The sequence below is a fragment of the Collimonas sp. OK412 genome (assembly GCF_900112135.1).
Classification (GTDB): Bacteria; Pseudomonadota; Gammaproteobacteria; order Burkholderiales; family Burkholderiaceae_D; genus Collimonas; species Collimonas rhizosphaerae.
Window position 1 is genome coordinate 80,008 of the sequence record NZ_FOLC01000015.1, and the last position, 11,253, is coordinate 91,260.

At 60.4% G+C, this 11,253-nt stretch carries 9 protein-coding genes; 1 reads left to right on the forward strand and 8 read right to left on the reverse strand.

Translation table 11 applies throughout. The annotated features are described in order from the left end of the window. Positions 1-10: 10 nt before the first annotated feature. Positions 11-934 (forward strand): LysR substrate-binding domain-containing protein, encoded by a 924-nt coding sequence (locus BM062_RS16295; protein WP_092398694.1) that lies wholly within the window; start codon positions 11-13, stop codon positions 932-934. 4 nt (positions 935-938) lie between these two features. On the opposite strand, the gene BM062_RS16300 is transcribed toward BM062_RS16295, so the two are convergent. From BM062_RS16300 to BM062_RS16335, 8 genes are all read right to left on the reverse strand, one after another. Beyond that, positions 939-2,429, reverse strand: a complete 1,491-nt coding sequence (locus BM062_RS16300; protein ID WP_175501041.1) for an efflux transporter outer membrane subunit — start codon at positions 2,427-2,429, stop codon at positions 939-941. Between the two features lie 11 nt (positions 2,430-2,440). Next, positions 2,441-3,610 (reverse strand): ABC transporter permease, encoded by a 1,170-nt coding sequence (locus BM062_RS16305; RefSeq protein WP_092398698.1) that lies wholly within the window; start codon positions 3,608-3,610, stop codon positions 2,441-2,443. Continuing rightward, positions 3,607-4,596 carry an ABC transporter ATP-binding protein gene (locus BM062_RS16310; RefSeq protein ID WP_092398700.1) on the reverse strand — a complete coding sequence of 330 codons (990 nt, stop codon included), beginning with the start codon at positions 4,594-4,596 and terminating at the stop codon, positions 3,607-3,609. The genes BM062_RS16305 and BM062_RS16310 overlap by 4 nt, the downstream gene beginning before the upstream one ends. Beyond that, entirely contained in the window at positions 4,593-5,573 is a 981-nt protein-coding gene (locus BM062_RS16315) for an HlyD family secretion protein (RefSeq protein ID WP_092398702.1), read from the reverse strand. Before BM062_RS16315 ends, BM062_RS16310 begins: the two co-directional genes overlap by 4 nt. A gap of 15 nt (positions 5,574-5,588) precedes the next feature. Next, a complete protein-coding gene (locus BM062_RS16320) occupies positions 5,589-6,278 on the reverse strand; it encodes a TetR/AcrR family transcriptional regulator (protein WP_092398704.1) in 690 nt (229 codons plus the stop codon). Positions 6,279-6,437: 159 nt separating this feature from the next. Continuing rightward, complete coding sequence (locus tag BM062_RS16325; protein WP_092398796.1) at positions 6,438-8,402, reverse strand: SPFH domain-containing protein; 1,965 nt, start codon at positions 8,400-8,402, stop codon at positions 6,438-6,440. Positions 8,403-8,523: 121 nt separating this feature from the next. After that, positions 8,524-9,648 carry a heavy metal-binding domain-containing protein gene (locus BM062_RS16330; RefSeq protein WP_092398706.1) on the reverse strand — a complete coding sequence of 375 codons (1,125 nt, stop codon included), beginning with the start codon at positions 9,646-9,648 and terminating at the stop codon, positions 8,524-8,526. 1,157 nt (positions 9,649-10,805) lie between these two features. Beyond that, on the reverse strand, positions 10,806-11,252 hold the full coding sequence (locus BM062_RS16335) for a hypothetical protein (RefSeq protein ID WP_139220077.1): 447 nt from the start codon (positions 11,250-11,252) through the stop codon (positions 10,806-10,808). Between the last annotated feature and the right edge of the window lies 1 nt (position 11,253).

Genomic DNA, 11,253 nt, shown 5'->3' on the forward strand with positions numbered 1-11,253 from the left:
TAATTTAATAATGAACACGCTCTCGGATCTCGCTTTTTTTGCCATCCTGGTCAAGGCAGGCAGCCTCGCAGCGCTGGCGCGCGAACTCGGCGTCACCCCGCCCGCAGTCACCAAGCGCCTGGCTAACCTCGAGCAGCGGCTGGGCGTGCGGCTGCTGAACCGCACCACGCGGACCATGAGCGTCACCCATGAAGGAGAGATTTACCTGGCGGACGGCAGCCGCATACTGGCCGACATCGAAGCGCTGGAACGCACGGTCAGCAACAGCCGCGCCGTGCCCAAGGGACTGTTGCGCATCAACGCCAGCTTCGGCTTCGGCCGCAAGCATATCGGGCCGGCCGTGTCGGCATTCCGCAAGCGTTATCCGGAGGTGGACGTCCAGCTGCAGCTGTCGGACCGGCCCTTGAACCTGGCGGACCAGGCTTTCGATATCGGCATACGCATCGGCGAGATGCCGGATGCGCGCATCATTGCCCGCAAGATCGCCTCCAACCGGCGCCTGTTGTGCGCAGCGCCGGCCTACCTGAAGCAGCATGCCGCTCCCGCCGGGCCGCGCGACCTGCAGCAGCACGCATGCATCGTGTTGAGGGAAAACGACGCCGCCTACGGCAGCTGGCAGCTGAGCAAGGGCAAGCGGCACGAAACCGTCAAGGTGCGCGGCACGCTCAGCACCAACGACGGCGAGATCGCGCTGGACTGGGCGTTGGCGGGACATGGCATATTGCTGCGTTCCGAGTGGGACGTTGCCCCGTATCTCCGCTCAGGGCGCCTGCGCCAGGTACTTGGCGACTGGGCACTGCCGCCGTCCGACATCTTTGCCGTCTATCCCGAGCGCCTCAACCTGTCCGCCAAGGTCACGGCGTTTGTCGACTTTGCGGCGGACCGTTTCAAGTCGCATCTATCCCGGGAAGATGAGACGGGCCATGCCTGGTAGGCGTTTACCGGGCAGCGGACGGTTCGGCGTTCCACCAGCCGCCGCCCAGGGCTTGCAGCAAGGCGGCCGTGTCGGCATAACGCGCAGCCTGCGCGACGATGCGGTCCAGCTCGGTTTGCAAACCCTGGCGTTCTGCATCCAGCAAACTGAGGTGGCTGACGCCGCCTGCCTGGTATTGGCGCGAGGCGATCGCCAGGCTGTCTCGCGCATTCTCCGCGGCTTTTGTCCTCGCCTGCAAAACCTCGGCATCGTTCTCCAATGCGCGCAAGCTGTCCGCTACCTGCTGCAAAGCCTGCAGCACGGTCTGCTGGTAACCCGCCGCGGCCGCGTCGTAGGCAGCAGCCGCGGCACGTTTTTTGGCGCGCAGCTCGCCGCCATGGAATAGCGGCTGCATCAGCTTGAGGCCGATATTCCAGACGTTGAGGCTATTGGCCAGGTCGGCGATACGTCCCTGCTCCGCTCCCACGCTGCCGGACAAGGTCAGTTGCGGATAAAGGTTGGCGCTGGCCACGCCAACCTGGGCGCTGGCCTGGTGCAGCGTCGCTTCGGCGGCGCGGATATCAGGGCGCTGGCGCGCCAGCGTCGACGGCAGGCTCAGCGGCAGCCTGTCCGGCAGCGTCAGGGTGTCCAGCGCAAGCGGCTGCATGTCGGCCTGCGCCGGCGTCCGTCCCAGGTAGACCGCGAGCTGGTGGCTTGCCTGCGCTAGCTGTTGCTGCAGCGCCGGCAACGCCGCCTCGCTCTGCGCCACCAGCGTGCGCTGGTTCTTGAGGTCGCGCTCGGCGATGCCGCCGGCGGCAAAGCGCTGCTGCATGATGGCGAGCTGCTGGCGCTGCAGCTGCAGCATCCGTCCGGTGCCCGCGAGCTGGGCCTGCAGCGAAGCCTGGCGGATCGCGGCTGTCACCACATTGCCGGCCAGCGTCAGCTGCACTGCCTGCAACTCGGCGGCCTGGTTATCCACCTGCGCCTGCAAGCCTTCCAGCATGCGGGTATTGGCGCCAAAGGCATCGACCGTGTAGGACACGCCGAGAGAGGCGTTGTATAGCGTAAACGGTCCCGCCTGCGGCACATTGGGAATGCCGAGCGCGGCGGTATCGATCTGCTGGCGTACTCCGCCCAGCTGCAGGTCGACCTTGGGGTAACGGGTAGCGCCGACCTGGCTGCCCAGGTTTTCGCTGGCCTGGCGCAAGGCGGCTTTTGCCTGCGCCATCGAAGGACTGCTGGTCAACGCCTCGCGCACCAGCGCGTCCAGCTGCGGCGAATGGAACAAGGTCCACCATTGCGCCGGAATATCCATGCCGGCGTCGAAACGCTGGGCGGCGCCGCCGGCTCCCGTGCTAGAGACGGTCGCCAGCGGCTGCACGCCCGCCGTGTACTGCTGCACGACGGGCCCAGGCGGCGCCTGGAAATCCGGCCCCGCCGCGCACGCCGCCAGCAAGCCGGCCGCGCCCAGGCACAACCAGGACCTGCGCCGCGGATAACTCAAGATTGGCTTCATCCCGATATTCCTCAATCCAGCGTGCGCCGGTAAAAGCGCAGCGCAATGCCCATCACGACCAGGGTAAACAGCATCAGCGGCCAGACATTGGGCCAGAGGTCGATCCAGCCGTTGCCCTTGAGCAGGATGCCGCGTATCAGGCGGTTGAAATAAGTCAGCGGCAGCAGGTTGCCGATGAACTGCGCCCATTTCGGCATGCCCTGGAATGGAAACATGAAGCCTGACAGCAGGATGTTAGGTAAAAAATAGAACATGGTCAGCTGCATGGCCTGCAGCTGGTTTTGCGCGATCGACGACAAGGTGATGCCGACCGTCAGGCTGGCGGCAATGAACAGCAGCGCCGCCAGGTAGATCGCCAGCACGCTGCCCGCAAACGGCACATGGAACATGAAACGCGCGCCGAGCAGGATGATGCTGGCCTGGATCAGGCCGATGGCGATGTACGGCATGATCTTGCCGGTCATGACCTCCACCGGCGACACCGGCGTCGCCAGCAGGTTTTCCATGGTGTCGCGCTCGCGCTCGCGGGTCATCGACAGGCCGGTCATCATCACCATCGTCATCGACAGGATGACGCCCATCAATCCCGGCACGACGTTGTACTGGGTCACGCCTTCCGGGTTATACAGGCGCTGCACCTGCACGTCGAAAGCCGGCGCGCCGCCGCTGAACCTGGCCAGCGCTCCCTTCAAGTCCTTGTTGGCGACCGACTGCACCAGTTGCGGCAAGGCAGCCAGCGCCATGCCGGTAGCGGTGGGATCGGTGGCGTCGGCCTCCACCAGCAGCGCCGGCCGTTCACCGCGCAGCAGGCTGCGGGTAAAGTTGGCCGGGATATTCAGGACAAACAGCACTTTTCCTTGCGCCAGGGCGGTACGGCCGGCGGCCTCGTTCGGCAGCTCGGCGACGATGTCGAAATAATCGGATGCTTTCATGGCGGCGACGAAGGTGCGCGTGAATTCGCTGTGGTCGGCGCTGATGACGGCGGTCGGCATGTGCTTTGGATCGCTGTTGATGGCGAAGCCGAACAGCACCATCTGCATGACCGGAATCACCGTGATCATGCGCACCGTGACGCGGTCGCGCATCAGTTGCAGGAACTCCTTGAGCACGATGCTCCACCAGCGCGAATATGAAAAACCCGAAAAACCCGAAAACCCTGAAAACCCCGAGAACCCGCTCATGGCTGCTCCCCGAAATTGTCGGCCGAGCGGTTCATCATGTAGATGAAGACGTCTTCCAGGCTTGTGTCGATCAGCTCCATGCGCAGGCCCTGTCCCTCGGTCATGCGGCGCAGGGTTTTCTCCAGCAGCGCGGCATCCTTGCCGCACACGTGCAAGGACGTGCCGAACACCACCAGCTGGTCCACGCCGGGCTGGCCGTGCAGCTGCTGCGACAGGCCGACCAGCTGGTTGTCGTGGATATCGCCGTTGCGGCTGTTGTAGATCGCCCAGGTGGTCAAGCCTTGCCCAGCGACGACTTCGGCGGCAGTGCCTTGCACCAGCAACTGGCCGTACGCCAGGTAAGCCAGCTTGTGGCAGCGTTCGGCTTCGTCCATGTAATGGGTGCTGACCAAGACGCTGATGCCCTCGGCCGCCAGCCGGTGCAGTTCTTCCCAGAAATCGCGGCGCGCGGCCGGATCGACGCCGGCGGTCGGTTCGTCCAGCAGCAGCAGTTCCGGCTGGTGCAGCATGCTGGCAGCCAGCGCCAGCCTTTGTTTCCAGCCGCCGGACAGGGAGCCGGCCAGCTGTTTGGCGCGGCTGGCCAGTCCCAGTTTTTCCAGGCTCTGCTCGACCACTTCCCTGCGGTTCTTCATTTCGTAGATGCGGGCGACAAAATCCAGGTTCTCGCGGATGCTGAGATCGTCCCAGTACGAGAACTTCTGCGTCATATAGCCGACCCGGCGCTTGATCTCCCCGCTTTGCTTGATGATGTCGAAACCCATGCAGGTGCCGTGGCCGGAATCGGGCGTCAGCAAGCCGCACATCATGCGGATCGACGTGGTCTTGCCGCTGCCGTTCGGCCCCAGGAAGCCGAATATCTCGCCGCGCCGCACCTGCAGCGACAGGTCCTTCACCACGTGCTTGCTGCCGAAATGCTTGTTGATGCGGTCGACATCGACCACCAGGTCGCCGTTGGCGTTATCGACGCCGCCGGTCGCCGCCGTCATGGCAGCCTCACTTCCAGCGGCTGTCCCGGATGCAGCTTGGGGGCGTCAGCCGGCGCCGGCCGCGCTTCGATCATGTAGACCAGCTTGGCGCGCGACTGGTTGCTGTAGATGATGGGCGGGTTATATTCGGATTCGGTCGAGATATACGAGATGTGTGCCGCTACGTTGGGCTGGCAGCCGTCGCAGCTGAGGGTCACGGCCTGGTTCACCTTGAGCCGCCCCAGCACGGTTTCGGGCACGAAAAAGCGGATCTTCACATTCTCGGGCGGCAGCATGCGCAGCACCGGATTGCCGGCCGCCACCCATTCGCCTTCACGGTACATGGTGTCGAACACCAGTCCGCTGCGGGTAGCCGTGACCGCTTTTTGCGCCAGTTTCCAGTCGGCCTGCTCCAGCACCGCCTGCGCCGCCGCGACCTGGGCCTGCTGCGCCCGCACTTGCGCCTCGCGATTGGGCAGGCGATCCACCGCCAATTGGCTCTGCCATTGCCTGACCTGGGCGGCGGCAGTCTCCGCCGCGGCGCGCGAATCGTCGAGTTGCTGTTTGGCGATGCCACCGGCCTGGAACTGGAGCTGGTCGCGGCTAAGCTGGAGCGCAGCCTTGCTGGCGGCAGCCTGAGCTTGGGCCAGCTGCGCGCGCGTTACTTCCTGTTCCTGCGGCCGTTTGCCGCTCTTGATGTCGGCCAATTGCGCCTCGGCTGCGTTCAGCTGGCGCTGGGCCTGGCGCTGGGCGGCGATCTCGTCGCCCGATTCCAGCATGAACAGCGGCGCGCCCGCCGCCGCCTGCTGCCCGCGCTGGACTGACAGGCGATCGAGACGGCCTGCCTGCGACGAGGCGACATAGACATACTCGCCTTCCACGTATCCCTGCCAATCGTTGTCGTTATTCGGCGTACATGCCGCCAAGGCCAGGTAGCCCAGGGCCGCAAGCGCAAGAGTCGAAGACCGCGGGAAACGTTTGGCAAGGCTGGGCGACATGGGGTTTTTCCTCTGCTATTCGTCTACACGCGGAGCGGGATTCGGAGCGGCCGGCAGCGCCAGCCCGTGCAGCAGCAACGCCGTGACATGCCGCTTCAGGCCATCCTTGTCGAGCAGCGCTACCTTATTCAAGGGCGGCGGCAAGACCGGCACGTTTTTCAAGGTGCGCGCCATCGCCAGCGGCAGCATGGTCAGGCCCAGCACAGAGATAAAGATCAAGGCCGGCTCCAGTCCCGGATTGATGGCGCCCGCCTGCTGGCTGCGGCCGACGTTCCCGGCGAACGCGGCCAGCTTGGCCAGCGGCACCCGCCGCACCATGCGCTCCCGCAGTTCGCCGCCGTCGCTCAGGACCTCGCGCACCCACAAGGCAGGTATCCACGGCATGGTTTCGGTGGCGGCGATAATGCGTTCGACGATGCCCATGATCATCTGTTCAGGCGGCTCGTTGCCGGTGACTGGATCCCAGATGCTGTTGACGAACAGGCAGACCCGCTCGTCGACTACGGCGTCGATCAGCTGGTCGCGGTTCTTGAAGTAGTAATGCACCATGGCTGGCGTCACCCCGGCCTGGCGCGCAATCGCCGCCACCGTAGTCGCCGCGACGCCCTGCGATGAAAACAGCAAGGTGGCGGTATCGAGCAGTTTTTCGCGCGAATCCTGGTCCGACGCCAACGGACGGCCACGCGCAGGTGCTGGTCTGGTCATGCACCAATATTAATCAATGCATTAATTAATTACAAGGATGAATATCCAGATCAAAGTCCCATAAAAATCGGATAAATCACATTAATAATGTAATTTATCCGATTGATTTAATACTGTATTTTCAGATTTCTCCGGCAATTATCGCCGCCGGTCATGAAATCATGCGCGCGGCGCCTCATCGCGTTTCAGCGACTGCGCCAGCTCGCCAGCCTTCAGCGACCCCATCAGCGACAGCAAGGTATTGAACGCATTGGTGTCACCGCCGCCGCCCATCTGGATCTGCGGCACCAACGGCACTTTCGATGTCTCGAACGCTTCGGCCAGGCGCAGCATCACGGTCTGCATCAGCTGCTTGTCGGCGCCCTCTCCTTGCAACGCTTCGGACTTGGCCTTGATCGCCGAGGCTTCCGCTTCACCTACCGATTTGATCGCCGAAGCGCGGCCGGAACCTTCCATTTCCTGCTTGAATTTTTCCGCGTGCGCCAGCGCCTCGATCTCCTGGCGCTTCTTTTCCGCCGCTTTCACGTTGGCCGAACCCTGGTTTTCCTTGATCGAGATATCCACCAGCGATCCGGTCAGTTCCTTCTGCTTGGCGGCGCGCTGCTCAGCCTCGTTGAGCTCGCGCTCCTTGTCGGCGGCGATCTGCTTTTGCGCAAAGGTCTCTACCTGTTCCCGCGCAATCTGGCGGTCGCGCAGCTGCGCCATGATGTTTTCGATCTTGGTATCGCCAGGCTGCGGTTTGGGCGTGCCGATCAGCACTTCCTGGAATTCCAGCGAATACGCCTGGAAACGCTCCTTCATGTCGGCCGACGCATTGGTCTGCAACTCGCTGCGCGACTGGATCAGTTCAATGAAAGTCTTGGTCTGCGAAACATTCTTGAAGTACGACGACACCATCGGATCCAGCGTCTGCTCCACCAGCTGCGCCACGTTGCCGAAGCGCTGCACCACCATCGGCGCCTTGCGGTAGTCGATATGCACCACCACCGACAACGGCAATTGCGGCTCGAAGGCATCCTTGGTGATCAGGGTGATTTCGCGCAGGTTGTTATCGAAGCTGGAACCGCTCTCGCCGGATTTCCACATCAGGACGAAGTTGGTGGTGGGCACCAGCTCGATTTTTCCGGCATAGGTGTTGAACGCATACTTGCCGGGCATGAGCGGATCGCGCCACACGCCGCGGCAACCGCTCTCGACCAGTTCGCCATGGCTGTATTCCTTGCCCGACAAATCGGAGCCTTTGCGGCCGGTGTAGGACACCACCACACCCACATAACCGACCGGAATGATGGTCTTCTTGATCAGCTCGACCGTCGCAAACAGGCGGTTGATGTAATAAGTACCCTCCACCAGCACCCGCTCCTGGCGGCCGCGCAGGCCGCTCGCCGCCAGGAATTTTTCCGGCTCCTGGAACGAGTTGTGGCTGTCGCCGACATCCGGCGCCAGCAATTCGTCTTTCGGCAGTCCAGGACCGTCCTGCACCGTCACGATGGCCAGCTGGTCCGAATCGTGGGTGCCGGCCACTTCCTTGAGCACCACCGGCGTAAAGCCGTTGCGTTCATCCAGCACGCCGCGCATCTGCTCGTAGTAGGCTTTTTCCTTGGCGTCCAGCGACAGCGAATAGGTAGCCTCTTCCGTCATCACGACGAACAGGGCCGGATTGATGATGTGCGTGCCTTCGCGCAGTATCTTGCGCTGCGGCCCCTTCTGGCCGCCGCCTTCAAGGAAGGAACGCACGTCGCGGAAGTCCTCGACCTTGGCGTTGTCGGCCAGCGTCTGTCCGGCAGGCAGGTCGATGCCGTCGCGCGCAAAAACATAGCCGATCTTGCCCTGCGTGACGGAAACCATGGGATGGATGTGGACCCGGAACTGGAACGGCGCAAAGAAATGAAAACCGCCGCGCCTCAGCTCAGGCTGGAGGCCGGCCTCGCCATGCAAGGCCAGCAGGCCGGCTTTGACCGATCCGCTCGAACTCCACAACTTCTCGACGACGCCGATGCGGTCGTTTGGAATGTATCGGACGATGCCCGATACCGAAAAAAACACTGCAAGCACAAAAGCAACTGCAACCAGGATGACAAGGGCCGTGGGAAACCATCCCAGGCTTGATATTAGATTAGACATATCGTTTCTTTCTTTATTGTTGTACGACTGTTCTTCCCTGCCGGCGCACCGTCGCGCCAGCCGTCCTGCCATAGGAGATCCACGGCAGGATCATTTTTGCTGCTTTCTGGAATCGGGTAACTCAGGAACCCCCGTTGCGGTCCAGCGAAAAGCCGAAATCGCCATCCATCCAGGTGTCTTTGTCGCGGCTGATCGCCTGTGCCGGAAGCCCGGCGCTCTTGACCGCAAAACCCGGCATTTTCTTGACGGCGGTGCCGATCGCCATGAATTCGACCAGCCCGCTGCCGATCTCGGCGATATAGGTCTTCACCCCGACCACTTCCTCGGCCCCAAGCTCATCGGCTTCGTCTTTCAGGCGCGCGATGGCAATCTCGCGCGCGTCATGGATCAGCGTGGTCAGGTCGCTGATCTCGCCTTTGGTGAAAGACTTGAACGCAGCCATGAAGCCGCCCACCACGCCCAGCGAGTAGATCGACGTCGACATCAGCAGCTTTACCGGCGCGTAGCCGAGGCTTGTCATTGCCCACAGCTCTTCACCGGTAAGATCGCTGGTGACCGGAGTGCCGTCCGCGCTGGCCGGAAGCGCGCTGTGCCGCGACGCCGTGCCGGCCATCAGCATCTCATGCGTCCCCATCCACGGCAGGATGGTGGTGCGGATGCCGACCACGGCGTTGGCGCCGTCAGCCTTGGCCTGGCTCACCAGCCGTTCCAGCGCTTTGTGGCGAGTCGTGTTGAAGATATTGCTGTACTCGGAGATTTCACCGCGCACCAGGGTTTTCAGCGACCCCATGATGCCGCCGCCGACGCCCATGGAATAAGCGATGTTGCCGAACGCATGCTGGATCGGCTCATAGCCGGCGTCCATATGGCAATACAGTTCCTGCGCATCGCCGGCCGTGGTGAAGAAACGGCTGGACGCATCGCGCGCATGGACGCATGAACCGACAAACAGGAACTCCGTGCTGCCGCTGAACGACCGCAGCTCGCTCGACACTCCCGCCACACCCGAAGCCCCGTGCTGCGCAGCTTCCTTGCGCATGCGTTCAAATGCATTCGCGCGGCCTTCATGGATCGCCGCCGTCACTTGCGTGATCTCGCCGCCGAGCATGTTTTTCAGGCCGGCGCCGATCCCGCCAAGGAAACCCATCGAATTGACGCTGTTGCCGACGACGATTTCACCCGCCGAGTAATTCTTTAAAGCCAGGCAAAAAATTTCATTTCCGGATAAACCCGTTACTTTAGCCATACGCCTTCCTTTTTATCGACAATAAATATCCAATGGACCAGCCTGAACATCCAGGCAGATGAGCCAGAGGACGAATTGATTCTGGACCTTAAAATGGAAGGCTGCTACTGATTTCGAGCAACTGCGGCTCGAATGTTCCTTCAGTCGTAGTGGAGTGAATTACTGATATTCAGGCTGGATATTTCAGTTTTTGGAAGCAGATGCAGAGAGATGCTGTTCTATCAGACAGATTCAATCCGATATACGTCCAGATCGTTCAATTTGAACGCTGGGCGTGTATCGTCGATGGCGTGAAATTTCCTCGTACTGGAATTTCCTGTGGCTTACGTCAAATCCTCAGGACAGACGGCGTCTCTTGGAAGAGGCAGCACTTTTATCGGTACGGGAATCCCGTCTTTGGTCACAGTCAATTTGAAACCTCCCAGGTTAAAAAATCCCGAGGGAGGCGTGACCGTCACGATATACGTTGCTCCGGCCTCGACAGGCATAGCCCAATCTTGTTGGCTCTCCACATTGGCGCTAGCGCCTGGTTGCGTTACCCCAAACGCAACATGAGCACCTGCCGCCACCCTTGCCTGCTGTATTTCGCCACTGCGGTTATGCCGCGGTATGATCGCAATGACTCTGCCGAACCTGCTATTCGAAGGCAATCCCAAAAAACTCGCGCAATGAAGCGGATATCGTAAAAAGAGCCTGGTATCTGTGTAAGGCGCATCCAGCACTATGGTTGCACGGGGCACGTTGTCTGGAACGTCTGGCACGCTTGGCCGCGGGCCAGATGCCGGCGTGGCGCAGGCAGTGAGGAATGCCAATGAAGCGATATGGGGAGCAAAACGGGTAAGGCGATACATAAAATCCTGTTTTAGAAAGATGAATTAAATCTCAGCGCAGCGAAGCATAAAAATCAAGATTACGAGAAAGGAAAAATCGAAGTCGCGTCCAAGCTTGCAACAGCATATTAATTTCAATTTGTGGCATGGTCGCAAGCCAGTTTTGCTATCCATAGCTCAATATCAGGCGTCTTCATTAATTTTTCGCTCGCACGGCAACTGTATCGGTATAGTGAAGACAGGAACGGGGCTTGATTGAGCTGCCATATCCATGCCGTCAACGGCACGGTCGTTGATCTCAAAATTTCCATTAATTTTTAACAACGATTAAATCTCAGTCGCCAAAACGCGCAAGACTGCGTCAAAAATCTTACTGTTATCATCAACGCAGACAGAAGCTTCATAAATCGATTCCATTGCGGCCAAAAATGAATCCTCGCTTCCTGCAAACGACAAGGCGGAGACAGCTCTAGCCTGTCCAAAAAAAAGTAAGTAATCTGGTGTTACAGCAGGATCGTCCTCCGCCTTATTTTGTAATTCAAAATATTCTTCGTCGAGTTGCGCGGAAAAATCGTCTAACTCAGCTCTTTTCAGAGGTGACAAATTTCCATTTTTTTGAAGTAAATCAAGTGCCTCCAAAACATTTCTATCTTCTATATGTGTGATCTTTATGACCAACTGACATGCCAGAAGACTAGCCGCTCGTCGCTGATCAGAGTTAGCCGTTTGTATTTTTTCTGCAAGCATTGGTGAAACTGTTTCTAAGCGCATCATT